At 68.3% G+C, this 24,186-nt stretch carries 26 protein-coding genes; 14 read left to right on the top strand and 12 right to left on the bottom strand.

Annotation, left to right across the window (positions count from 1 at the left end):
- Positions 1–105 precede the first annotated feature (105 nt).
- The 5 genes from ACIHA7_RS04590 (at position 106) to ACIHA7_RS04570 (ending at position 6,943) form a co-directional block, all read left to right on the top strand.
- Positions 106–1,164 carry a DUF5336 domain-containing protein gene (locus ACIHA7_RS04590; protein ID WP_397285499.1) on the top strand — a complete coding sequence of 353 codons (1,059 nt, stop codon included), beginning with the start codon at positions 106–108 and terminating at the stop codon, positions 1,162–1,164.
- Between the two features lie 154 nt (positions 1,165–1,318).
- The gene (locus ACIHA7_RS04585; RefSeq protein ID WP_397285497.1) at positions 1,319–2,842 is read left to right on the top strand and encodes a DUF6350 family protein; all 1,524 of its coding nucleotides are present in this window, start codon (positions 1,319–1,321) and stop codon (positions 2,840–2,842) included.
- Positions 2,843–2,901: 59 nt separating this feature from the next.
- Positions 2,902–3,600, top strand: coding sequence for a phosphoribosylglycinamide formyltransferase (gene purN, locus ACIHA7_RS04580; protein WP_397286512.1), 699 nt, complete (start codon positions 2,902–2,904; stop codon positions 3,598–3,600).
- Positions 3,597–5,174 carry a bifunctional phosphoribosylaminoimidazolecarboxamide formyltransferase/IMP cyclohydrolase gene (gene purH / locus ACIHA7_RS04575; RefSeq protein WP_397285495.1) on the top strand — a complete coding sequence of 526 codons (1,578 nt, stop codon included), beginning with the start codon at positions 3,597–3,599 and terminating at the stop codon, positions 5,172–5,174. The genes purN and purH overlap by 4 nt, the downstream gene beginning before the upstream one ends.
- 203 nt (positions 5,175–5,377) lie before the next feature.
- Positions 5,378–6,943: a family 20 glycosylhydrolase gene (locus ACIHA7_RS04570; protein WP_397285493.1), complete on the top strand. Its 1,566-nt coding sequence runs from the start codon at positions 5,378–5,380 to the stop codon at positions 6,941–6,943.
- Positions 6,944–6,955: 12 nt separating this feature from the next.
- Here the strand turns inward: ACIHA7_RS04570 and ACIHA7_RS04565 are convergent, their stop codons facing one another.
- Complete coding sequence (locus ACIHA7_RS04565) at positions 6,956–7,417, bottom strand: hypothetical protein (protein ID WP_397285491.1); 462 nt, start codon at positions 7,415–7,417, stop codon at positions 6,956–6,958.
- A gap of 208 nt (positions 7,418–7,625) precedes the next feature.
- Here ACIHA7_RS04565 and ACIHA7_RS04560 point away from each other — a divergent pair, with 208 nt between their 5' ends.
- Positions 7,626–8,195, top strand: coding sequence for a LysM peptidoglycan-binding domain-containing protein (locus tag ACIHA7_RS04560; RefSeq protein WP_397285489.1), 570 nt, complete (start codon positions 7,626–7,628; stop codon positions 8,193–8,195).
- A gap of 67 nt (positions 8,196–8,262) precedes the next feature.
- On the opposite strand, the gene rpsR is transcribed toward ACIHA7_RS04560, so the two are convergent.
- The 4 genes from rpsR to rpmB are packed head-to-tail and all read right to left on the bottom strand — an operon-like array spanning position 8,263 to position 9,315.
- Positions 8,263–8,517, bottom strand: a complete 255-nt coding sequence (gene rpsR / locus ACIHA7_RS04555; protein ID WP_040738992.1) for a 30S ribosomal protein S18 — start codon at positions 8,515–8,517, stop codon at positions 8,263–8,265.
- 32 nt (positions 8,518–8,549) lie between these two features.
- Entirely contained in the window at positions 8,550–8,855 is a 306-nt protein-coding gene (gene rpsN / locus ACIHA7_RS04550) for a 30S ribosomal protein S14 (protein ID WP_397285487.1), read from the bottom strand.
- 39 nt (positions 8,856–8,894) lie between these two features.
- Complete coding sequence (rpmG, locus tag ACIHA7_RS04545; RefSeq protein WP_011211511.1) at positions 8,895–9,065, bottom strand: 50S ribosomal protein L33; 171 nt, start codon at positions 9,063–9,065, stop codon at positions 8,895–8,897.
- Between the two features lie 13 nt (positions 9,066–9,078).
- Positions 9,079–9,315, bottom strand: coding sequence for a 50S ribosomal protein L28 (gene rpmB, locus ACIHA7_RS04540; RefSeq protein ID WP_107659362.1), 237 nt, complete (start codon positions 9,313–9,315; stop codon positions 9,079–9,081).
- A 104-nt stretch (positions 9,316–9,419) separates the two neighbouring features.
- On the opposite strand from rpmB, the gene mrf reads away from it, so the two are divergent.
- From mrf to rpmF, 3 genes are read left to right on the top strand one after another with little or no spacing between them, the layout of a single operon-like run.
- Complete coding sequence (mrf, locus tag ACIHA7_RS04535) at positions 9,420–10,733, top strand: ribosome hibernation factor-recruiting GTPase MRF (protein ID WP_397285485.1); 1,314 nt, start codon at positions 9,420–9,422, stop codon at positions 10,731–10,733.
- The gene (locus tag ACIHA7_RS04530) at positions 10,730–10,993 is read left to right on the top strand and encodes a type B 50S ribosomal protein L31 (protein WP_107659360.1); all 264 of its coding nucleotides are present in this window, start codon (positions 10,730–10,732) and stop codon (positions 10,991–10,993) included. Before mrf ends, ACIHA7_RS04530 begins: the two co-directional genes overlap by 4 nt.
- A gap of 1 nt (position 10,994) precedes the next feature.
- On the top strand, positions 10,995–11,168 hold the full coding sequence (rpmF, locus tag ACIHA7_RS04525; RefSeq protein ID WP_397285482.1) for a 50S ribosomal protein L32: 174 nt from the start codon (positions 10,995–10,997) through the stop codon (positions 11,166–11,168).
- Between the two features lie 64 nt (positions 11,169–11,232).
- On the opposite strand, the gene ACIHA7_RS04520 is transcribed toward rpmF, so the two are convergent.
- From ACIHA7_RS04520 to ACIHA7_RS04490, 7 genes are all read right to left on the bottom strand, one after another.
- Positions 11,233–11,457, bottom strand: a complete 225-nt coding sequence (locus tag ACIHA7_RS04520; protein ID WP_107659358.1) for a hypothetical protein — start codon at positions 11,455–11,457, stop codon at positions 11,233–11,235.
- A 449-nt stretch (positions 11,458–11,906) separates the two neighbouring features.
- A complete protein-coding gene (locus ACIHA7_RS04515; protein WP_397285479.1) occupies positions 11,907–12,923 on the bottom strand; it encodes a glycoside hydrolase domain-containing protein in 1,017 nt (338 codons plus the stop codon).
- A gap of 69 nt (positions 12,924–12,992) precedes the next feature.
- Positions 12,993–13,751, bottom strand: a complete 759-nt coding sequence (locus ACIHA7_RS04510) for an MHYT domain-containing protein (RefSeq protein ID WP_397285477.1) — start codon at positions 13,749–13,751, stop codon at positions 12,993–12,995.
- A 13-nt stretch (positions 13,752–13,764) separates the two neighbouring features.
- Complete coding sequence (locus ACIHA7_RS04505; RefSeq protein WP_397285475.1) at positions 13,765–14,397, bottom strand: GTP-binding protein; 633 nt, start codon at positions 14,395–14,397, stop codon at positions 13,765–13,767.
- Complete coding sequence (locus tag ACIHA7_RS04500) at positions 14,387–14,758, bottom strand: DUF742 domain-containing protein (protein ID WP_107659355.1); 372 nt, start codon at positions 14,756–14,758, stop codon at positions 14,387–14,389. Before ACIHA7_RS04500 ends, ACIHA7_RS04505 begins: the two co-directional genes overlap by 11 nt.
- A gap of 7 nt (positions 14,759–14,765) precedes the next feature.
- The gene (locus tag ACIHA7_RS04495; protein ID WP_107659354.1) at positions 14,766–15,173 is read right to left on the bottom strand and encodes a roadblock/LC7 domain-containing protein; all 408 of its coding nucleotides are present in this window, start codon (positions 15,171–15,173) and stop codon (positions 14,766–14,768) included.
- Positions 15,170–18,019 (bottom strand): ATP-binding protein, encoded by a 2,850-nt coding sequence (locus ACIHA7_RS04490; RefSeq protein WP_397285472.1) that lies wholly within the window; start codon positions 18,017–18,019, stop codon positions 15,170–15,172. The genes ACIHA7_RS04495 and ACIHA7_RS04490 overlap by 4 nt, the downstream gene beginning before the upstream one ends.
- A 363-nt stretch (positions 18,020–18,382) precedes the next feature.
- Here ACIHA7_RS04490 and ACIHA7_RS04485 point away from each other — a divergent pair, with 363 nt between their 5' ends.
- The 5 genes from ACIHA7_RS04485 (at position 18,383) to ACIHA7_RS04465 (ending at position 24,182) form a co-directional block, all read left to right on the top strand.
- Positions 18,383–19,069, top strand: coding sequence for a response regulator transcription factor (locus tag ACIHA7_RS04485; protein WP_135233448.1), 687 nt, complete (start codon positions 18,383–18,385; stop codon positions 19,067–19,069).
- Positions 19,070–19,079: 10 nt separating this feature from the next.
- Complete coding sequence (locus tag ACIHA7_RS04480; protein ID WP_397285470.1) at positions 19,080–20,534, top strand: ATP-binding protein; 1,455 nt, start codon at positions 19,080–19,082, stop codon at positions 20,532–20,534.
- Between the two features lie 232 nt (positions 20,535–20,766).
- Positions 20,767–22,233 carry a trypsin-like peptidase domain-containing protein gene (locus ACIHA7_RS04475; protein ID WP_397285468.1) on the top strand — a complete coding sequence of 489 codons (1,467 nt, stop codon included), beginning with the start codon at positions 20,767–20,769 and terminating at the stop codon, positions 22,231–22,233.
- Positions 22,234–22,313: 80 nt separating this feature from the next.
- The gene (locus tag ACIHA7_RS04470) at positions 22,314–22,808 is read left to right on the top strand and encodes a molybdenum cofactor biosynthesis protein B (RefSeq protein WP_040739017.1); all 495 of its coding nucleotides are present in this window, start codon (positions 22,314–22,316) and stop codon (positions 22,806–22,808) included.
- 699 nt (positions 22,809–23,507) lie between these two features.
- Positions 23,508–24,182, top strand: coding sequence for an MspA family porin (locus ACIHA7_RS04465; protein WP_397286510.1), 675 nt, complete (start codon positions 23,508–23,510; stop codon positions 24,180–24,182).
- The last annotated feature ends 4 nt before the right edge of the window (positions 24,183–24,186 follow it).

Here is a 24,186-nt window from a genome sequence, read left to right as displayed (position 1 = left end):
ATCCGCCCGGTCTGTTGAGGGTGACCCGGACGGGCGAGTGCAGTAGCGTCAGGTGCAGATCCAGCAGTTGAAGACCACGTATGACTCGACCTAGGAGACGACGACATGTCATACCCGTCCGGGGGCTCCGGGTACAACACACCCGCGCCCTCCACCCCACCCAGCTCCGGTTCGACGGCGACCGGCGCCACTTCCGCCGCGACTGCGTCCGGTGCCGAGGCCAAGGGGCTGCCGTTCTTCCTGGTGGTCGGTGTCGCAGCGCTCGGCGTGCTGAACTTCCTGCTCGGTTTCCTGCCCTTCGTCGGCACCAAGGCGGTCGATTTCGGCGGCGCCCGGGTGGCGAACAGTGAGACCGCGAGCCTGTTCGAGGCGGGTGGCGCGGCCCTGCTCGGCCTGCTGCTGCTCGGCGGACTGCTCGCCGCGCTGTCGGTGCTGCCCAAGCAGAGCTGGACCGGTGCGGCCGCGGCGGCGTCCGTCACGGGCTTCCTCGCGCTGGCGCTGCACTCGTTCACCCTCTCCGATGGCATCGAGCTGAAGTGGGGCGCGTTCGCTCTGCTGGTGCTCGCCTTCGTGCAGGCCGCGCTCGCAGTCGGCGCGGTGCTGTTCGAGTCGGGCATCGTCAAGGCGCCCGCACCGCGGCCGGCCGGCCAGCCGGGCTTCAATCAGGGCGGCTACGGCCAGCAGCAACAGTCGTCGTTCTCCGCGTTCGGGCAGAATCAGCCCGGCTATGGCCAGGGTCAGCCGGGGCAGCCCTACGGCCAGCAGTCGCCCTACGGCCAGCAGCCCGGTTACGGTGCGGGGCAGCAGGCTTCGCCGTACGGCCAGAGCCAGCCGAGCCAGCCGACCTACGGTCAGCAGGGCCAGGCCTACGGCCAGCCAGGGTACGGTCAGCAGCCGCCGACCACGGCTTTCGGTGGGCCGCAGCAGGGTTCGCCGTACGGTTCGCCGAGCCAGGCGCAGCCGCGCCCGGACGAGAACGCCACCCAGCACTTCGGCTCCGCGCCGCAGCCTGCCCAGCAGTCGCCGTACGGTTCGTCGAACTACGCGCAGCCGGGCCAGCAGAGCGCGCAGCAGCAGCCGGGCCAGCCGTTCGGCGGCGAGCAGGGCGGCGACCCGTCCGCCGACGCCACCCAGGCGTTCCGCCCGTCCGACGACAACAAGTAGCAGCGGTTCCCCGGCGCGGGCCATCCGGCGCGCCTGACCCGCTCGTGCCGGGGGAGCTGCCACGCTGAATTGTCATGAGTGAGCGTCAGCGAGTGAATCAGGGATGCAGCGCGCCTGAGCGCACGATGGAGCCGAGCGGTCCCGGGGCGGCCTCGTGAGTTCGTCCAGAAACTCGCTGGTCCGCCGAGCCGGTGGGGCGCGCCAGGCGCCCGAGCCGCCCGAGCCCGACGAGGCCGGGTTTCTGTCGCTGACCCCGGAGCGCGCCAGGGTGCTCGTGCTGGTCGCCGGGCGTCCGACGGCCTACGCGCTGGCCGCCATCATCGTGCTCGTCCTGGCCACCTTGCTGACCTCGGGCAGCAACCTCGCCGGCACCTCGGGCGCGATCGCCGCGGGATGGCTCGGCGTGCACCAGGTTCCGCTGGTGATCGGCAAGACCTCGCTCGGCCTGCTGCCGCTGTTGCCGACCGCGCTGGTGCTCTGGCTGGCCGGGCGGGAATGTGCCCGCGCCGTCGAACCCGGGTGCACGCGTGCCGATCTCGGCTGGATAGTCGGCGCGGCACTGGGCGGACCGCTCTTGATCACCGCCATCTGTCTCGCGGTCGCCGAGGACGCGTCCGGTGTCGTGGCGCTGCAACCGCCGAACACTCTTGCCGCGTTCGCCTGGGTATTCGGGTTGTATCTGATCGCGGCGGCGAGTGGGATCGCCACCAGGAACCGGCATGAGCTGTTCGCCCTGCTTCGCCTGCCCGAATGGGCCATCTCGGGCTTGTACGGCGCGGGCCGGGCGATGCTGCGCCTGCTCGGCTGCGCGGCCGCGTTGGTCGTCCTCTCGTTTCTCGTGCACATTCCGCGAGTCGGCGACACCTATCAGGGAGCGGGAAACTTTGCCGGAGTGCTCGGACTGACCCTGCTCTCGCTGGCCTACCTGCCGAATCTGGTGGTGCAGACCGTCGGCGTGCTCGTCGGATCCAGCGCGCAGATCGGTGCGGCCTCGTTCGGCGTGTTTTCCATTGTCGGCGGGCCGATTCCGGCCGTGCCGTTGATGGCGGCCGTGCCGACCGGACCGGCCGCGGGCTGGTGGCCGGTGCTCCTGCTGATCCCGGCCGCGGTCGGCGTGCTCGGCGGACTCGACCTGGCCCGCAGTTCTACCGACCGGATCGACGCGCCCTGGGCGACTCTGTGCTCGGCGGCGCTGGCCACCCTCGGATTGCTCTTGCTGGGCGTCGTCGCAGGCGGTGAGCTCGGCACCTTCGGCCGGATCGGCCTCGATCCGCCCATCTTCGCCGTGGTCACCTTCGCCTGGCTGGCCATCCCCGGCTACCTCGGTCTGGCGTTCGCGCGCTGGTTCCTCGTCCCGGTCGGTACCGCACCCGACGGCTACGCCGACCCGTACGACGAGGACGACGACTACTACGCCGACGATAATTACGCCGACGACAATTACGCGGACGATTACTACACCGACGACGAGTACACCGACCACCACGACTACTTCGAAGACGACTACGCCGACTACGACGGCGCGGACCTGGAAGTCGAACTGGAGGGCGAACTCGTCGAGGAACAAACCTCGATCGATACCGTGCGCGCGCCCGGTGCGAATACCACACCGGACATCGTCGATGCCGAGGTGGTCGAGGCGGACCTGCCGGAAAGTGGCCGGGTCGAGGGTCGTTAGGCTCTACCGCGGCGGAGCTCTTCCGTCCGCCATCCGGATCGACTCGCAGGAGTAGAGCCCTGAGCTCACCCACCCCGCCGGCCTCGCCGGCCGCCGACCCCAGCCCGTCGCCGCACGCCGCGTGGGCGCCCGCCGCGGCCCCGGCGACCGTGGTCGTGCTCGCCTCGGGCACCGGTTCGCTGTTGCGCGCGCTGCTCGAGGCGGCCGCCGCCGCGGACTTTCCGGCGAAGATCGTCGCGGTCGGCGTCGACCGCGGGTGCGCGGCCACCGAGCACGCCGACGCCGCCGGTGTGCCGCACTTCAAGGTGGCACTGCAGGACTTTCCCGATCGCGCCGCCTGGGATGCCGCGCTGACCGACGCGGTCGCGAGTTACACACCCGACCTGGTGGTCTCCGCCGGGTTCATGAAGATCCTCGGCCCGGCCTTTCTCGATCGGTTCGGCGGCCGGATCATCAACACCCATCCCGCGCTGCTGCCCGCCTTCCCCGGCGCGCACGGGGTGCGTGACGCACTCGCCTACGGGGTGCGGGTCACCGGCTCGACCGTGCACCTGGTCGACGCGGGCGTCGACACCGGACCCATCCTCGCCCAGGAGGCGGTGCCGGTGCTGCCCGAGGACGACGAGGCGAGCTTGCACGAGCGCATCAAGGTTGTCGAAAGACGGTTGCTGGCGCAGGTCGTCGCCGCCGTCGCGACGCGGGGCATTGTTTCCGACGGACGAAAGGCAGTTATCCCGAATGAGCGAGTTCTCCGGTGAGTGAGCGTAAGGCGATCAAAAGGGCGCTGGTGAGCGTCTACGACAAGACGGGCCTCATCGAGCTGGCGACCGGTCTGCACGCCGCGGGCATCGAGCTGGTGTCCACCGGCTCGACCGCGGGCAAGATCGCCGACGCGGGCATCCCGGTGACCAAAGTCGAGGAGCTCACCGGCTTCCCGGAGACCCTCGACGGCCGGGTGAAGACGCTGCACCCCAGGGTGCACGCGGGCATCCTCGCCGACACCCGCAAGCCGGAGCACGTCGAGCAGCTGGTGGAGCTCGGCGTCGAGGCGTTCCAGCTGGTGGTGGTGAACCTGTACCCGTTCACCGAGACCGTGGCCGGCGGCGCGAGCCCGGACGAGTGCGTCGAGCAGATCGACATCGGCGGTCCGTCGATGGTGCGCGCCGCGGCGAAGAACCATCCCTCGGTGGCCGTGGTCGTCGATAGCGGTGACTACGATGAGGTGCTCGGCGCGGTGAAGTCCGGCGGTTTCACGCTGGCGGAGCGGACCACGTTGGCGGCCAAGGCATTTCAGCACACCGCGAGCTACGACGTCGCGGTCGCGAGCTGGCTGACGAACACGCTGGTGCCCGGGGTGAACGAGCGCGAGCAGGCGGCCGACGAGCTGTTCCCGGCCTGGCTCGGTGGCACCTGGGAGCGCGCCGCGGTGCTGCGCTACGGCGAGAACCCGCATCAGGCGGCGGCGCTGTACACCAACAACGACGGTGGCCTCGGCCTCGCGCAGGCCGAGCAGTTGCACGGCAAGGAGATGTCGTACAACAACTACACCGATGCCGACGCGGCCTGGCGGGCCGCCTACGACCACACCGTGCCGACGGTGGCGATCATCAAGCACGCCAACCCCTGTGGCATCGCGATCGGCGCCGACATCGCCGAGGCGCACCGCAAGGCGCACGCCTGCGATCCGGTGAGCGCGTTCGGCGGCGTGATCGCGGCCAACCGGACGGTCACCGTGGAGATGGCCGAGCAGGTCGCGGAGATCTTCACCGAGGTGATCGTGGCCCCGGCCTACGCCGACGGCGCGGTGGAAGTGTTGCAGCGCAAGAAGAATGTGCGCATCCTGATCGCCGAGCCGCCGCGGCGCGCGGGCGCCGAGCTGCGCCCGATCAGCGGCGGCGCACTGTTGCAGCAGCGCGACATCCTCGACGCCGCGGGCGACGATCCGGCCAACTGGACGCTGGCCGCGGGCGAGGCGGCCGATGCGCAGACCCTCGCCGACCTCGAATTCGCTTGGCGCGCTTGCCGTGCCGTGAAGTCCAACGCGATCCTGCTCGCGCACGACGGTGCCTCGGTCGGCGTCGGCATGGGCCAGGTCAACCGCGTCGACGCGGTGCAGCTTGCCGTGCAGCGCGCCGGTGATCGCGCCAAGGGCTCGGTCGCGGCCTCCGACGCGTTCTTCCCGTTCCCGGACGGCCCGCAGCAGTTGGTGCAGGCGGGTGTCCGCGCGATCGTGCAGCCGGGCGGCTCGGTCCGTGATCAGGAAACCATCGATCTGGCTCGGGAGGCTGGAGTGACGCTGTACCTGACCGGGTCTCGCCACTTCGCGCACTGAGCCGAGCGACCTCGAACGCCACGTCGGTGCGCCGACGTGGCGTTCGGCGTTTGCGGGCCGCACGCCCGATTCCCGCATACGACTACCGCACTGGTTGTCAGGGACTCGATTTCGGCGGCAGCGCCATGATGTGGACGCCGGTATGGCGGCGGGCGAGTGCCGAACCTCCCGAGGTTGTCCGCACGGTTTCGTACAGTGGCCGCATGTCGATTCGTGCGGTGGCTGCGGGTGTGGTCGTGATCGTTGCTGCCGTAGCGGTGTCGCTCGGTGGCCGGCCTCCGGCTGGGGCGGAGCCGGGGGCGCCGCAGACGTTGCCGACGCTGAAGGCGTGGGAGCCCGGCAGGGGAGCGTTCTCCCTCGGCGCGCAGACACGGGTGGTATATGCGCACGATGCTCTGCGCGACACCGCAACAGACTTCGCGGCTGGACTGCGATCGCTCACCGGCAATGCCATTGTCGCGCAGTCAGGTTCAACCGGCCGCGCCGGTGACATCGTGCTGAGCACAGGGCCCGTAGCGGGCGCACCGGAAACTCCTGAGGCATACCGTATTTCGATCGGCGAAACCCTCGAACTGCGCGGTGCCGGTCTCGCCGGCGCGTACTACGCCACCAGCTCGACCCTGCAACTACTGCGGCAGCGCAACGAGCTGCCCGGTGGCACCGTGACGGATTGGCCGCAATACCGCGAACGCAGCCTGATGCTGGACGTCGGCCGCGAGTTCATGCCGGTAGACCTGCTGCGCGCGCAGATCCGTCGTATGGGCTATCTCAGAATGAACCTGCTGCACCTGCACCTCTCGGACACCTTCGGCTTTCGCTTGGAAAGCGAGGTGCATCCGGAAATAACAGCGGCGCAGCACTATTCGAAGCAAGATGTCCGCGAGCTGATCGAGTACGCGGCGCGGCATCAGGTCGAGGTCGTGCCGGAGGTCGACTTCCCCGGCCACATGAACGGCATCCTGGCCGCGCACCCCGACTTGAAACTGCGCAGCGCGAACGGGCGGGTCTCCGACGCGGCCATCGACATAGCGAATCCGCGCGCCTACGACCTGATGCGCGACATCCTCGAGGAGTTCCTGCCGCTGTTCCCCGGCCGCTACTGGCATTTGGGTGCGGACGAGTTCCTGCTCGACGGCGCCCGGGTCGCGAGTTACGACGAATACCCGCAGCTCGGTGCGTATGCGCGCGCCACCTACGGTCCGCAGGCGCAGCCCGTGGACGCCTTCCTCGGCCTGATCAACTGGGGCGCGGATATCGTCCGCGCACACGGCAAGCGGCCGCGCGTATGGAACGACGGATTGCACACCGGCGCCGGCACCCTCGCCATCGGCTCCGACATCGTCGTGGACTACTGGAGCCGGGCGGGCATCCCGCAGCTGCCCCTGCCGTACTTCGGAAATGCCCGCAGCCCGGCTGATCTCATCGCCGCGGGCCACGAGATCAGGAACGCCGCGTTCACGCCGACCTACTACGTGACCGGCGGACCGACGGCGGTGGGCAACGTGCCGCCGCCCGTCGCCTACCAGTTATGGGATCCCACCTTGTTCGTGGACGGCACTCGGCTGACGCCGGAACAAAACGCCCGCAATCTCGGCTCGGGTCTGTTCGTCTGGTGCGACGACCCGACCGTGCAGACACCGGACCGGATCGCCGCGGCCGTCACGATGCCGCTTCGGGTGACGGCGCAGCAGACCTGGGGTCCCCCGCAAGCGATCAGCTATCCCGAATTCGCCGCATTGGCCGATGCCGTAGGCGAACCCGCGTCGTAGCGCACCCGCCGCCTATGCCGCGCTCAGGACTTGCCGGTTGCCCAAAGGTGCCTTCAGCGGCAGCTCGAGCGTGCCGAACACGGCGTTCATGGTGCACATCCGGCCGACCGCGTCGGCGCGGGTGCCGGAGCGCAGCTCGACGGTGACCGTCGAATCAGTCTCGCGCACAGTGGCGTCCACGCCGTAGCACTCCGGCGTGCCGGTCTGGAAGTTGACCGCGATCCGGTCGTCTGCCAGCCGCGTCCATGAGTCGAACGCGATCGGGCGCGCGTTCACGATGGTCGGGTCGGCCGTGAACGGGCGGCCGCTGTTGCCGCCGGTGTCCTGGGCGGGGGTGCTCGGCGCGGCACTGGTCGTCGTGGGTGTTTTCGGTTGTGGCGCAGCGTCGTTCGAACCGCCACACCCCGCTGCGGCGAGGCACCCGAGCACAACGGCAACAGCTGCGGCGGCGCGCCCGCCCGACATCCGAGTCATGCCGACAACACTAGTGGGCGCGCCGCCGCCATCTCACACAGAACATGACACGGCAATAGGACACACCCCACAGTGAACTTTCGGCGAACCGTGCGCGTAATCCCTACGTAACCCGCGCCGGAGCAGTATCTTCGGCCTAGATGCCCGCCTGTGTTTGCGGCGCGCGTCGATTGTCGGATGCTCTTCAGAATCTTCGAAAGGAAGTACCGTGGGCGACACACTGCGCGTAGGCGAAGAACTCGGACTGGGGCAGTCCCTGCAGGGTGGTGCTTACACCCTTACGCTGCAGGACGACGGCAACCTCGTGCTCGCCGAGCCGGGGGGAAATGTGGTGTGGTCCACCCTGACTCACAACCAGGGTGTCGAGCGCGCGACCCTGCAGGACGACGGCAACTTCGTGCTGTACAAGGGCGAGGGTGCGGCCTGGTCCACCGAGACCAATGGCAAGGACGCGGACCGGCTGGTCGTGCAGGCCGACCGCAATGTGGTGCTGTACGGCAAGGACGGCAGCGCGCTGTGGGCCTCCGACACCAAGACCGACAACCCGCTGCAGGCCCCGGAGCCGGAGCCGGTCGCCGAGGCCCCTGCCGCCGAAGAGGTTCCGCCGCCGCCCGCGGCCCCCGCGGCGCAGACCTACACGGTCGAGCCGGGTGACACCCTGTGGGCGATCGCCGAGCGCTTCTACGGTGACGGCAACCGCTACCAGGAGATCGCTGACGCCAGCGGCATCGACAACCCGGACGCGATCAACCCGGGCCAGGTGCTGACCATCCCGTAAATCATTGCGGCGCAAGGCAAAAGTGGGACCCCGAGCGATCGGGGTCCCACTTTTCGTGCGGCGGTGATCACCGACTGGTGAAGGGCAGAAGCGCCATTTCGCGGGCGTTCTTCACCGCGACGGCGACCTGCCGCTGCTGCTGTGGGGTGAGCCCGGTGACCCGGCGGCTGCGAATCTTGCCGCGATCGGAGATGAACGTCCGCAGCAGGTTGACGTCCTTGTAGTCGACCTTCTCGATGCCTGCGGCAATGAGCGGGTTCTTCTTCGGACGGCGGGCCTGTTCGGCGCGAACCTTCTTCGACGGTGCTCGCTTGACTGCCATATACGGATCCTTCGTACGAGAACGGTGGTTGTCTACCAGCTCGATTTGCGCACACCGGGCAACTCGCCCCGGTGGGCCATCTCGCGCACACGCACACGGGACAATCCGAACTTCCGGAGGTGACCGCGCGGTCGTCCGTCGGCGGCGTCCCGATTGCGCAATCGTACCGGACTGGCGTCCCGCGGCTGTCGTTGCAGCTCAGCGAGGGCTTCGGCCCGGTCGGTCGCCGATGTGGCCGGCTTGCGGATGAGCTCCTTCAGCTCGGCCCTGCGGGCGGCGTAGCGCGCGACGACGGCGGCGCGCTGCTCGTTGCGGGCGATCTTCGACTTCTTCGCCATCTCAGCGTTCCTTCGGAAAGATGGTGTGCGGCATCGTGTTCACCGCTCCTCACGGAAATCGACGTGCTTGCGCACGACGGGGTCGTATTTGCGCAGCACCATCCTGTCCGGATCGTTGCGGCGGTTCTTCCTGGTCACATACGTGTAGCCGGTGCCCGCGGTGGACTTCAGCTTGACGATCGGCCTTAGCTCGGTCGATTTGGACGCCATCGGTTTCTCCTCGTCAGATCTTGTCGCCGCGGGCTCGGATCCGGGCCACCACGGCCTCGATCCCGTCCCGGTCGATGGTCTTGATGCCCTTCGCCGAGACGGTCAGGGTGACGCGCCTGCCCTCGCTGGGCAGGAAGTAGGTCTTGCGCTGGATATTGGGGTTCCAGCGGCGGTTGGTCCGCCTGTGTGAGTGCGATACGGACTTGCCGAACCCGGGCTTGCGCCCGGTGACCTGGCAGTGGGCCGACATACGGGCTCCCTCCGGTAGATGACAATCATTTTCGACAACGGTCGATCGACAATGTACCGTTGCTCTGACGCAAATGAAAATCGTTATCGAAAGGGGTGCCGTCCGTGGTCCCATCGGAGACCGACCGGCGAATACCGGTCGTGGTGCTCGCGGGATTCGCCGGGCCCGCCGCGGCGGGCGCCGAGTACGCGGCGACCGTGCTGTGCCAGGAAGCGCCCGGCACCGTGGTCGTCCATCACGACCTGAAACAACTGAACGAGGGCATCGTGCACCGCACGGTGCGCAGCGCGACCTACGAGACCTCCGACGTGCTCGAACTCGCGCACGGCTGTGTCTCCTGCACCCTGCGGATCGACCTGCTGCCGCTGCTGCGCACCCTGGCCGCACGGGATTCGGTCGACCGCATCGTGCTGGCACTCGATCCGGCCTTCGAGGCCGAGGCGGTCTGCCACGCCATCGAACACGTTGTGGTGGAGGGCATTCTGGGCCGGGTCGACGGACCGGCCGGACGCGACGTGCGCATCGACGCGGTGCTGACCTTCCTGGACGCGGGCGCGTGGCTGGCCGACGCCACCGGTGAGGACACGCTCGCCGAGCGCGGCCTCGCCCGCGCCGACGACGAGCGGACGGTGGCGCAGCTGGCCGTCGGTCAGGTCGAGTTCGCCGACGCGGTCATCGCAGTGGGGCCTGCCGTGCCGGGTGCCGAGGTCGAGCGCGGCAAGCTCGGCGCGGTGCTGGCCAGGCTGGTCCCGGAGGCGCCGGTGGCCTGGGTGGACGATCCGCGGACGCTCACGGCGGCCAGGATCGAGGAGCTGCTGGCGCGCGTTCCCGCGCACTCGCGCCGCGGCCAAGTGTTCGACGCACACGCTCCGCTGCTGCGCGGACAGCCGCCGCTCACCAGCGATTACGGGGTGGCCCTTCTGGAATTCGCGGCCGCGAGGCCGTTCCACCCCGGCCGCCTGCACGAAGCGCTCGACGTGCTGTTCGACGGTGTGGTGACCGCTCGCGGCCGCATGTGGCTGGCCACCCAGCCCGACGAGGTGGCTTGGCTGGAGTCCGCGGGCGGCGGCCTGCGCGTCGGCAGTGCGGGTCGCTGGCTGGCGGCGATGTCGGAAGCCGAACTCGCGCAGGCGGATCCGGACCGGCGGGCGATGGCCGCGCTGCGCTGGGACGACCAGTTCGGCGACCGGGACATCTCGCTGGTGATCCTGGTGCACGACGCCGACCCCAACGAGATCCGCGAGGCACTGCACTGGGCGCTGGTGGAGGACGACGAGCTGCGCCTGGTCGAACGCGCGCCCGAACGAGTCGCGCTGTGGGAGGACCCGTTCGGCGCCTGGCACGCCGACCCGTGCGAGAGCGCGGAGGCGACGCTGCCGATCGAAGACGTGAAAAGCCCGAGAGGAGAGGCGAAATGAAATCAGGAATCCATCCGGACTACCACCCGGTGGTGTTCGAGGACGCGGGCACCGGCAAGCAGTTCCTCACCCGGTCGACCGCGACCAGCACGCGCACCGTGCAGTGGTCGGACGGCAACACCTATCCGCTGCTGATGGTCGATGTGACATCGGACTCCCACCCGTTCTGGACCGGCGCGCACCGCGTGCTGGACAGCCAGGGCCGGGTGGAGAAGTTCGAGCGCAAGTACGGCAAGCGCGCGCGGCGCGGGGAGGGCTGAGATGGCGGTCCCGAAGCGGAAGATGTCGCGGTCCAATACCCGCAGCAGGCGCGCGCAGTGGAAGGCGACGCCGCCGGATCTGGTGCCGGTGACCGTCGCAGGCGTGGTGCACAAGGTGCCGCGCCGACTGGTCGCGGCGGTGCGTAGGGGACTGATCGATCTCGATCGGTGCTGAACGCGGAACGACAGCGGGCCCCGCAGGAGATCCTGCGGGGCCCGCTGGGTACGGCTGAGCTCGCTCAGCCTTCCTTGTCGGCGAGATCCGCGAGGGTCGCGGCGAGCCGGAAGTACTTGTTGTTGGCCAGATCGGCGATCGTCTTGATCTTGAGCGCCTCCAGCAGCTGCTTGTCGTGCGCTTCGGTGAGACCGGCGAGGGCCGAAGGAGGAGCGGAGAGGATTTCGTTCAGCGACTTGTTCTCGTACGCCTTGTCGAGAGCCTTGTCGAGCACCACGTTGACGGCCATGCGAACTCCTTCGAACGAACCTGGATGTGCGGCGCTCGATGAGCGCCATGTGCCAGCCGACGATAACTCGGACGGTGCTGTCGTGGGTGACGAACGCGCCGGGCGGGGTCGAACGGCCGATCGGGCCGTCGCGCCGGGTTGATGGCCAACTTTCGTTAGGTACCCTGAACAAATGGCAATCCGGCAGCTACCGGCACGTTCGGGCCTACGTTGCAACCTCGTGGACGATCAGATTGCGACCCGATAGCTGCCAGGTGAAATACGTACTGTTGGTTGGTTTTTGAGCGGCGGAAAAGTCTCCCGGAAGTGATGCGCTCGTGTCCTGGCCCCGGTACCCTCGTGCACGAGGGCGGGTTCTCCCGGTTTCCGAGAGAACCCGCTCATCGCCAACATCCCGGCCGCGGAACCGTCGCTCCGCCACTGCGGAACAACAGCCCGCACGAGCCGACTCACCGCTTGGCCCGCGAATCCGACTCATCACTACTGGATGTGTGCTGCGTACCCCCGCCCTGCCCCGGCAAACCGGGCAGATCGGGCAATATCGACTCCAATCGCGCCAACTGCTCACCCACCACATTCGCGGGACCCTCGACCAACGACAGCGGCCACGGCCACCGCCTGCCGCACGAGCGTTCCACCTGCTCGGTCAACTCGGCGGTAGTCGCCTCCAATTCGCTGATCTCGGTGCGCAATTCACCGAGCTCGCCCTCCAGCTCGCTGATCCGGGCCAACGCGGCGGCCACACCGTCCACCAGCGTGCGATTACGGCCCTGCTCGTCGGTGCCCAACTGCGGCCAGCCCGACAACCCCGGCCCGCGCAACTGAATCTGGATATCGCGCAGCACTGCTTCTTGCTCCGGCGTCACGTCCGCCTCCTCGGCAAAATCCCACTGACCGAAATCGGTTGTCTCGGCCACGTTCACATCGCAGACCACGCCGCCGACCACCTGCTGGCGCAACGTCTGATGAATATTGCGCCGCGTCTCCACATTGCCGCCCGACCAGGCATCGGTCTGCCAAGCCCAGGTAGCGCTCCCCGAATCCAGCGCGCGGCTCACCGACCAATACCCGCCGTAGATACCGACATTCGCGCGACCGAGCACGGTCGCGGCGCCGTCGAGGTAGGCGTTGATCCGCTGCTGATCCTGCGGCGTCGCATCGAAATCGGCGGAGAAGTAAATGGGGCGATCCTGCCTGCCGCCGCAGCGCAGCACCTGCGCCAAGCCTGCCCGCGCATCGACGACACCGGCACCGTAGCCGTCCAGCATCCTGGCTGCGGTGGTCTCCCAGTTCGACGCGATCGACACACCATGGGCGCGCAGGTCATCCGCCTCGGCCGGGGTCAGCAATTTGCCTGGCAGGGTAGGGCCGCCGTCGGACAGATACCGGACCACGAAGTCGAAACCCGCCGCGCGGATCGCCGCACCCCCCGGCCGGCCCCCGGCGTAGTCGAGACCGAAACGCATATCTCTCACTGTAAATCGGGTCGACAGGGAATTCGGCGGCATTGCCGAACCCTGGCCACCCGAATCAACTCAGAACGCGGAACTCGGCGCGGGCGCCCGCACGGGAATCGAGGTACGCCGATCCGGCGCGATCAGGATCGCACTGATCGGGACGGCCAGTGACAGCATGCCGACCACGAACGCGGGAACGAAGAACCCGAACAGATCCTCACCGGGCGGCGTCGCGCTGGTCGTCGCGAGATCGACCTCCAGCCCGAGCAGATCGGTGTAGTGCATGCCGGTGATCCCGGCCGCGAACACCACCGCCGCGCCGATCAGCAGCGACAACGGCCGCCTCGGCTGGGTGAACCACAGGGTGGCCGCCGACACCGCGACCGCGATCGCCACCGCGCCTGCGAACAGCAGCGGAGCCAGCGTGGTCGATCCCTGAATGTGCATGGAGTCCAAGGCCAAGAAGTGCATCAGGCCGAAACCACCGCCCATGATCGCCGCGGCGCCGATCAGGCGCGCGACGTTCAGCGTCCGCCCCATGATGGCCAGCGCGGCCCACACCGCGAGCACCGAGATCGCCGCGCCCGCGGCGACACTCCACACGTCGTAGCGGACCAGGCTGCCCGGCACCGTGACACCGAGCATCGAGACGAACACCGGAAGCCAGACCCCGACCCCGCCGATCGAGATCGCCGCCGAGGCCTGCCACACCACCCGGAACTTCGAGGTCACCGAGCGCGTCGACTGCCGGATACAACTGAAGCCGACCAGCGCACCGACCACGGAAACCGCAACGGACAGACCGATGATCCAGTAACCCATACTGAAATAGGTCACGACGGCACCTCGCTCACAGCACCGCCTGTTCCTGTTCCCGCTCCTGCGCGGCGAGGCGTTGGATGGCGTACTCGGTCACCGCGGCCAGCGACTGGCGCACCTCGTTGGCGTTGCGGGCGTCGATGTCCACGATCGGCACACTCTCGCGCACCGCGAGCGCCTCACGCAGCTCGGCGATCGGGAAGCGGGGAGCGTTCGGAAAACGGTTGACCGCGACCAGGAACGGCAGCTGACGCGCCTCGAAGAAGTCGACCGCCGCGAAGCTGTCCTCCAGCCTGCGGGTATCGATCAGCACCACGGCGCCGATCGCACCGCGGATCAGGTCGTCCCACATGAACCAGAAGCGCCGCTGGCCCGGCGTGCCGAACAGATACAGCGCCAGGTTGCCCGGCAGGATGATCCGGCCGAAATCCATGGCCACCGTGGTGGTTTCCTTCTCCGGCGTCTCGGCGAGGTCGTCGATACCGTCGGAGAACCGGGTCACCATGGCCTCGGTGCGTAGCGGAACGATCTCGGACACCGCGCCGACAAATGTTGTCTTACCTACCCCGAAACCACCCGCCACCACGATCTTCGTGGACGCGGTCCGGTTGTCCCCGTCGGCCTGGCCGGGGTTGGTGTCGGGCCCGATTTTCTTATAGGGCACGGAGTCCACGCAAAGTCCTCTCCATCAAAGAACGGCGCTCGTCGAAACTCGCCTCGTCAGTCAGTGTCGAATGCAGACGCACAATGCCGTCTACCACGAGGTCACCGATCATCACCCGGATCATGCCGAGCGGACGATCCAAGTGAGCGGCGATCTCGGCGACGGAAAGCCGGTGTGTGCCGAGCCGAAGGATATCCGTGCGGACGTCACCGGTGGGCCAGTCGAGATGCGCAGTGTAGGACAGGGTCTCGATGACCGCTTCCAGCGGTAGGTCGACCGCGGGCTCGGTACGCCCGGAGGTCAGGGCATACGGTCGGACACGCGTGGTCGGTCGGGGTCCAGGTCCGTAGGGATTGGACATCTCCTGCTCAAACCGCGGTACGCGCGGTGGCGGTGACCACCGTGCCGACGCGGTCGACCAGCAGCGCCATCTCGTAGCCGATCCGCCCGATATCGTGCGACTTGTTGGCGAGCACGGCCAGATGCGAGCCGTTGCCCACGCTCATCACCAGCAGGTAGCCGCGCTGCATCTCGACGATCGACTGCATCACCTTGCCGCCGTCGAACAGCGACGCCGCGCCCATCGACAAGCTGGCCAGACCGGCGGTGACGGCCGCGAGCTGCTCGGCCCGATCCGAGGGCAGGTGCGGGCTGGTCGCCTGCAGCAGGCCATCGGCCGACACCAGCACCGCGTGGGACACGCCGGGTACGTCCCGGGTGAATCTGGCGACCAGCCAGTTCAGGTTCTCATCCGTGGTGCTGTTCGCGTTGGTCATGCAAGCCCTCCGTCGTCGTACTGCGCATTGGCCCGCCCACTGCGGACCCCACTGAGATGCCTGGTCAGGTTGTTCCGAATCTCCTCGGGATCACGGGCTCCCGATTCGTCTGCCTGGGCCAGACCGCCGGGGACGAGCTGCGCGCCCGGCGTTCGGATAGGAAGTCCACCGCTGGTGCGGCCGGTAGGTGTCGGGTGTGTCGCCTCTTCGGCCGCGGTCCAACCGACGTCGGCGGGCGAGGTCCAGGTGCTCTCGGCGGACTGCGACGTCGCGGGCTCGACCAGCCACTCCGACACCATGCGCTGGTAGATCGGGGTCGGCGAGGCGCCGGCCACCGGCTGCAACCGGGATGAGGTCACCGTCGCGGGCTCGGGGGTGCGCTCGGGTGCCGGGGTAGGCGTCGGCTCGGGTGCGGGTACCGCGGCCGGGCGACGCATGGGCAGGCCCGAGCGCGAGGTGGTGCGGGTCGGCTCCCGCTCGGCGTTCGGCCCCGTCGCCTGGTGCTGTTCGGGCCCGCGCTGCTGCGGCTCCCGTAACACTCGTTGCTGGGGCACCGTAAGTTCCGGCTCCGGCTCACGCTGGGACGACTCGCGCTGGGACGGCTCCCGCTGGGGCGACTCGGATTCCGGCTCGGCCCACAAACCGGCCGGCCGCTCCGGCTCGGCGTCGGCCGCCCGGATCGGTGCGCTCACGCCCACCGTCGGCGGACCGAAGGGAGAACGATCGTCGGTCGGGGTGTTGATCGACCACGGCTGCGTCGGCGGCTGCGCGTCGGAATCGGTGTCGGGGGTGTTGGTCCGCGTCGGCACCGAGACGGCGGGCTGGCCGGGCGGCTCGGCGACCCGGATGGCCGGCCTGCGCTGCGGCAGACCGGAGCTGCTCAGCTCGAAGCGCGGCGAGGTGTGCTGCGGCAGGCTCGGCACCGGCACCAGGGTGCGCGGCTGCGCGGGCAGGTCGTAGTCGCCGGTCAGCTCCAGCGGCTTGCCGGTCGGGTCGGTGGCATCCAGCGGCGGTGCGACCAGCGCGCCGGGCAGGTGCACGCTCGCGGTGACGCCGGGCTGCTGCGCCGTGGTGGAGGTCCGCCGCAGGCTCGCGGTGATGGTGTGCCGTTTCGCCAGCCTGCCCACCACGAAAAGACCCATCCGGCGGGCGGTTTCGACGGTGACCTCACCACCGGAGCTCAGCCGGTCGTTGATGGCGCGCAGATCCTCGGTCGACATGCCGAGGCCGCGGTCGATGATCTCGATCAGGTAGCCCCCGTCGACGGCGCGCGACACCGACAGCGTGACCGGTGTGGTCGGCGGGGAGTAGCGCAGCGCGTTGTCGATCAGTTCGGCGAGCAGGTGCTCGATGTCGATGGCGGGCTCGCCCGCCACGATGCCGTCGGGGACGGCGCCGATCTCGACGCGCTGATAGTCCTCGACCTGCGAGACCGCGCTCCACAGCATGTCGGAGAGCTGGACCGGGTGCAGCTGGCCACGGCGCAGGGCAGTACCGGCCAGCACGAGCAGGTTGTCGCCGTTGCGGCGCATCCGGGTGGCCAGGTGGTCGAGGCGGAACAGGCTCTGCAGTCGCTCGGTGTTGTCCTCGTCGTGCTCGAGATCCTCGATCAGCGCCAGCTGCTGCTCGACCAGCGATTGGCTGCGCCGCGACAGGGTTTCGAACATGCTGCCGATCTGCACCCGCAGGCGCGCCTGCTCGGCGGCCAGGTGCAGCGAGGCCTGGTGGATATCGTCGACCGCGCGGGCCAGCTGGCCGATCTCCTCGGTGGTGCGGATGTCGACCGGCGTGATCTTCGGCGTCGCGCCGCCGGTGCGCACCACCTCGATCTCCTTCGGCAGGTCGACGTGCGCGACCTGCAACGCGTCGTGGCGCAGGCGGCGAATCGGTACGACCAGCGAGCGGGCCACCGCCAGGGCGAGGGCGAGACCGGCGAGCAGGGTGGTGATCACGATCGCCACGTCGCGCAGCACCGCGCTGCGCAGCTCGATGGTCCGGTCGGCCAGCTTCGAGTCGATTGTGCCGAGCAGCGCCGTGGTGGCCTGGCGGTAGGCGTCGGAGCTGGTGCGCAACGAATCGGTGATCACCGGGTTGTTGCCGAGGCTGTTCGGGTTCTGGCTGAGCGCGCCGATGCGGGTCTGCACCGCGTCGGTCAGCACCTGCGCGTTGGTCGCGGACGACGGACTCATCTGCGGATAGGAGTACGTCAGCATCATCTCGGCGCCGAGCGTGGTCAGCATGCCCGCGAGGGCGGCCGGGTTACCGCCGCCCGCGGTCGCCGACATGATCTGCTCCTGGGTGAGCAGGCGGGAGGCGTTGGCGATCAAGCCCAGCTGCAGGAAGTAGCGCTGGATGACGATCTCCTCGATCGACGAGGACACCGAGATCGCCGTGATGATTCGGGTGCCGACCTCGTCGACCTGTGCGCCGATGGTCGCGGGGGAGGAGGTGCGCAGGCCGTTGCGCATGGTGCGCGCCACCGCGATGGCCGCGGGCAGTTCCTTGGTGGTGCCGTCGTCGGATTTCTTGGTTCGCAGCGCGGTTTCCAGATCGATGGCCGCCTGATCGAACTTGGCGGCGACCGAGTCGATCGGGTCCTCGGGCCTGGCGTTGACCGCGGCGATCGCGAGTTGTTCGGTGGCTTCGCCGAATTCGAGCATCGGGCGCAGGATGCGGGCCTGCTCGGTAGCCGCGTCGAGCTTCGAGATCACCCCGAGCTCGTCCTTGATGCGCAGTCCGGCGAAGGCGGAGGCGAGCAGCACCGGCAGCAGCAGGACGATGCCGACCTTGCGCGTGACCGACATGTTGGACAGGCTGAATTGCCAGGAACGCGGTGCAGCTTCCATTCCGCTTCCGTCGCCTCCACTCCGCGCATGGTCCCCGAATGGTGGCTGTCTAGGAGCAGTCTGGATCAACCCGCCGAGAACCAACTCAAGGTCTTCTTTTTACCGCACGGAACATACCGTGCTCTCTGGCCGTCGGCAATCCGTAGGGACTGGGTCTGCCGATGGCCGAATATGGCTACGCGGAACAGGTTTCGCGCTGTTTGAGTTAGTGAGTCTACATACTTCCTGGACGATTGATCTATTCGGCGTGCGAACGTTGATAGCTGACCGGCTGCTGGTGTCCGTGCCCCGGGCCGAGCCCGGCGCGGCGTGTCGAGCGTCCCCTCTCAGTCACCTCTCAGTCGATACGGTCAAACTGGTCGCATGCGCATTCTGGTAGTCGACGACGATCGCGCCGTTCGGGAGTCGCTGCGCCGGTCACTGACCTTCAACGGCTACTCCGTCGACCTGGCCGTGGACGGTGTCGACGCGCTCGACAAGGCGACGAGTCAGCGGCCGGACGCCCTGGTGCTGGACGTGATGATGCCCCGGATGGACGGTCTCGAGGTCTGCAGGCGCTTGCGCAGCACCGGTGACGATCTTCCGATTTTGGTTTTGACGGCACGGGATTCGGTGTCCGAGCGAGTTGCCGGACTCGATGCCGGGGCCGACGATTATTTGCCGAAACCGTTCGCGTTGGAAGAATTGCTCGCGCGTTTGCGCGCGCTGCTGCGCCGCACGACCGCCGATCCCGGCGAGGTTTCCGAGGCAATGACGTTCGCGGATTTGTCGCTGGATCCGGTGACCCGCGAGGTTTCCCGCGGCGAGCGCGGGATCAGTCTCACCCGCACCGAGTTCTCCCTGCTGGAAATGCTGATGGCGAATCCGCGCCGGGTGCTGACCCGCAGTCGCATCCTGGAGGAGGTCTGGGGTTACGACTTCCCGACCTCAGGCAACGCGCTCGAGGTCTACATCGGCTATTTGCGCCGCAAGACCGAGGCCGAGGGTGAGACGCGCCTGATCCACACCGTGCGCGGCGTCGGTTACGTGCTGCGGGAGACGCCCCCGTAGGGGGAAGGCCATGGCACGAACTGTTCCCAAGCGGCCGGTGGTCGCCGGGCTCGGACAGCGTCCGCCCGATCCGGCGGAGATGCGCCCGCCGATCCCGCTCACCCGCTCCGTCTCGCTGCGCTGGCGGGTGACGCTGCTCGCCGCCTCGGTGGTGGCGATCGCGGTCGCGGTGACCTCGATCGCGGCGTACGCGCTGGTCGCGCGCGCCCTGTACGCGAACGTGGACACCGAACTGCGCAGCAGGGCGAACGCGGTGACCGCCATCGACCCGTACGGCTTCAATCTGCAGAATCTGGCGCTGGCGACCGCGTTCTACCCCGACACCGGCATCGTGCTGATCTACCCCGACATCGGCCCCTACTCGGTACCGCAGGCGACCATTCCACCGGTCGGGCCGCCGGAGTGGGCGGTGTTCCACGGTCAGGTGAGTTCGTCGCTGCGCACCGCCGGTAGCCAGCGTGTCCTCGCGGTGCGCACGAACGAGGGCGCGACGCTGGTCATTTCGCAACGACTGGAGCCGACCCGCAACGTGCTCGATCGACTCGCGTGGCTGCTGTTCGTCGTCGGCGGCTGCGGCGTCGTGCTGGCCGCCGCGGCCGGAACCGCGGTCGGGCGCACCGGATTGCGGCCGATCGGACGACTGACCGCCGCGACCGAGCGGATCGCCCGCACCGACGACCTGACGCCCATCCCGGTGACCGGCGACGACGAACTCGCCAGGCTCACCGAGAGTTTCAACGCCATGCTGCGCGCGCTGGCCGAGTCACGGGACCGGCAGCGCAGGCTGGTGGCCGACGCGGGGCACGAATTGCGCACCCCGCTCACGTCGTTGCGCACCAACACCGAGCTGCTGATGGCGTCGAGTCGCCCCGGCGCCCCGCGCATTCCGGACGAGGACATGGCCGAGCTGCGTTCGGATGTGATGGCGCAGATCGAGGAGTTGTCGAACCTGGTCGGCGACCTGGTCGACCTGGCGCGCGAGGACGCCCCCGAAACCGTGTACGAGCGAGTCGATCTCGGCGAGGTGGCCGAGCGGGCGCTGGAACGGGCGCGGCGGCGGCGTGGCTCGGTCGAGTTCGTCTCGGCGTTGCGGCCCTGGTTCGTCTACGGCCACGAGGCTGGCCTGGAGCGCGCGATTCTCAATGTGCTCGACAATGCCGCGAAGTGGAGTCCGGCCGGCGCTCAGGTGTACGTCGAGATGCGCGAAACCGGGCGCGGACTGCTCGAGCTGACCGTCGACGACGCCGGGCCGGGTATCCCGCCCGGCGAACGTGAGCTGGTGTTCGAGCGCTTCTACCGGACCACCGCCTCGCGTTCCATGCCCGGCTCGGGGCTCGGCCTGGCGATCGTCAAGCAGGTCGTCACCAAACACGGCGGCACGATCAGCATCGAGACCTCCGGCCGGGGCGGCGCGCGAATCCGGATCGTCCTGCCCGGTGAAGCGGGACGGCCGGTGGACGCCTGAAACGCGTCGGTTGAATACGGGATCCACATAACAGGTGTTCCAGGGACTGGGATCCGGTGAATTCGACGGCGCGCGAAGCGTGCGCCGGAGCCGTATCGTATGGCGGGGGTAGCGGCCTTACTACCGCGCACAGTGGGTACACAGTCTCGGACAATTGAAAGCACGGTCTCAGTCCGCTCTCAGTAGTCGCCGTCAAGCTGGTCGGCAGACGCTGAGGAGAAACGAGGAGTCCATGACCGAGGATTCGAAGGACCGGCGGGACGAGCCGGCGCACACCGCACCGGATCAGCCCAACCCGACCGATCAGATCCCGGCCGCACCGGCAAGCCACGGCGGCGCGCCGTACGGGTCAGACGCCGGCTACTCGCCGCACGGGTCCGGGTACGGGCCGTATGAGGCCCCGCCGTCGCCGTACCAGGCGCAGCAGTCGATGGGCCAGTATCCGCCGCACCAGCACACCCAGCCGTTCCCCGGCCCGGAGTACGGCGGGCAGCCGTTCGATCAGCAGGCGGCCCAGGGCGCGCCGTTCGACCAGCAGGGTGCGCCGTTCGGGGCGCAGGCCCAGCCCGCCAAGCGTCCGTTCCGGACCGGCCTTGTGCTCGGCGCGGTCGCCCTGGCCTTGGTCAGCGGTGGCGTCGGCGGCGCGGTCGGCGCCCTGGCCACCCACTCCGACGACGGCCGCTCGACGATCACCAACGCGCTCGATCAGCCGAAGCCCAACGTCAACAACGTCTCCAATGCCCCGGCGGGCTCGACCCAGGCGGTCGCGCAGAAGGTGCTGCCCAGCGTGGTGATGATCAAGGTGGCCAGCAGCCGTGCCGAGGGCGAGGGCTCCGGCGTTGTGCTGTCCTCCGACGGCCTGATCCTGACCAACAACCACGTGGCGGCGGGCGGTGGCCCCGGCGCCAAGATGGAGGTGCTGTTCTCCGACGGCAGCTCCGCGCCCGCGACCATCGTCGGCGCCGATCCGGTCTCCGACCTCGCGGTCATCAAGGTGGCGGGCAAGACCGGACTGACCCCGATCGAGCTCGGCACCTCGGAGAATCTTCAGGTCGGCCAGTCGGTCGTGGCGATCGGCTCGCCGCTCGGCCTGGCGGGCACCGTGACCACCGGCATCGTCTCCGCGCTGAACCGCCCGGTGTCGACGCAGGGCGAGGGCCCGCAGAATCCGGCGGGCGTCAATCCGGTGATCGACGCCATCCAGACCGACGCCGCCATCAACCCCGGCAACTCCGGTGGTGCGCTGGTCGACGGCAACGGCAAGCTCATCGGCATCAACACCGCGATCGCCAGCCTCGGCGCGGGCGAGCCCGGCGTCGGCCAGCAGAGCGGTTCGATCGGACTCGGGTTCGCCATCCCGGTCGACCAGGCCCGCCGGGTGGCCGACGAGCTCATCAAGACCGGCCACGCCACCTACGCGCAGATCGGCGTCAAGATCCAGGCGCAGGATTCGATCAACGGGGCGCGCGTGCTGGAGTCGACCCCGGACGGTCCGGCCGCGAAGGCGGGGATCCCCGCAGGCGTGATCATCACCAAGCTCAACGATCGCAGCATCAACACCGGCGACGCGCTCGTCGCCGCGGTTCGCTCGCACCAACCAGGAGACAAGGTGAAAGTCACCTATACCGATGAACGAGGCAGCAACTCCAAGACCGTCGAGGTGACCCTCACCGGTGCGCCCGCGGACGGCGGTCGATGATGCGGGTGCTGCAGGGTGGCTGGACGCCGCTGCTCGACACGGCCGCAGAGGTTCTCAGCACAAGCGCTACGGTGAGCACCATGGAAATCGATGCTCCGGTGGCGGGGCGTGCTCTGGTGGTGGTCGTCGATGATCGAACGGCGCATGGAGGTGTTGACTCGCTCGGCCCGCTGGTCACCGAGCTGCTCACCGAGGCTGGCTTCCTCGTCGACGCGTCGGTGTCGGTGCAGGCCGACGAGGTCGAGATCCGCAACGCGCTGAACACCGCGGTGATCGGCGGTGTCGACCTGGTCATCTCGGTCGGTGGCACCGGCATGTCGCCGCGTGACGTCACGCCCGAGGCCACCTCGCAGGTGCTCGATCGCGAGTTGACCGGCATCAGCGAGGCGCTGCGCGCGTCCGGCCGGGTGGCCGGTTCGCTCGACGCGGGCCTCTCCCGCGGTGTGGCAGGCATCTCCGGCAGCACACTGGTGGTCAACCTGCCCGGTACTCGGGCCGCGGTGCGCGACGGAATGGCGACGCTCGGCCCGCTCGCCAGCAAGGTGATCGGCGAACTGTCCGGATTGGTCGAATAATTCCGGCCTCCGGTTCCTCCGACGACATCCCTCGCCCGGCCGCTCGCCGGGCGAGGGATGCGGCGCGTCTCGCCGAAATCTTCGGCGACACCCTCCCAGACACTACGAGCGACGAACGCGGCGACGACTCAGGCAACGAGTCCTCGTCCGATGATTGGCTGCGTGCGCAGAAGCCGCCGCACCACGGTTGATTGCCCAAATCTACGTAGTAGCTACGTATCGAGAAGTTGGCTCGCCGTAATTTACTTGTGATTATTTCACATTGCCGTTATTCGGCCGATATATGTACTGCTCTGTCCCGTATTCAGCGCTTGGCGCTTTAGTGACTTCGTCAGCACCGTCCGGTCGGTCCTGACTGTCTCCGTCACCAATAAATGCACGTCAAACGATATTCGCATGTTAACGAATGTGATCTACATCACATTGATCTTTACGAAAGCTTGCGTTGCAGCGCCGTTACCTAGCGTTTAATGTTCGCACGAGCCACCCACACTGGACTTCCTGGGCCCGGGTGCGGCACGTACGTGTCGATCCGGCGGAACCTGGCTCGGTTCCGGTCGCCAGCCGGAGCGTCGCGCCGAACTAAATTGTCGGTTACACACTGGCAACAAAGGCGCGACAAACTGAGCTGGGCCTGCGAGGACCACCTGTCCAACCTCGATGGTCGAGGTTGACTGTTTTAACCTGATGAGGGGAAGTATGAGCGAGAACCGCACCAACGGTCTGCGCCGCGGTGCCCGCGTAGCGGGCGTCGGCGCTGCCGCTGCCGTGGCCATGGGCCTGCTTTCGACCGGCGCCGCCAGCGCCGATGTTTTTGTGCCGTTGCCGGACGGCCAGAAGAGTGGCCCGGGTGTGACCATTACCCGGACCGGAGAGCATGCCGTCGTGTCGCCGTCGCTCGCGGCCAACGGCGCGGGCCGCGTTGTCTGGGTCTCCGGCAACGCGTCGGCGGATGTCACCGAAACCCCGGAAGGCAAGGTCGGCCCCTGGAACGGCGCGACCAACAACCCCGGCACCAACAACTCCTCGACGCACGGTACGTCGCAGCTGAACACCGGCTACATCATCGGATGTCAGGTCAGCATCGCCGATGACGCGATCAGCCTCGGCATGTCGGCCAGCGCCAATCTCACCAGCGGCGGCCTCGGTGGTTCGTTCGGCATCAACCTCGGCCCGGGCGACGTCAAGTTCGTGCAGATCGAACTGAAGGACATCACCAAGCCGGGTTCCTACTCCGTGGAGTACCAGGACGTCGAGATGGAGATCCAGGGCTGCGCGGGCTACGCCCAGGCCCGCTCCTACACCGTGGTCGAGATCATCGGTGACCACTACTCGAAGACCACCCTCTACGGGATGCCGTTCAGCATTGGCTGACGAC

The organism is Nocardia sp. NPDC052316 (assembly GCF_044547795.1).
GTDB lineage: Bacteria > Actinomycetota > Actinomycetes > Mycobacteriales > Mycobacteriaceae > Nocardia.
This window is presented reverse-complemented; position numbering and strand designations above follow the sequence as displayed.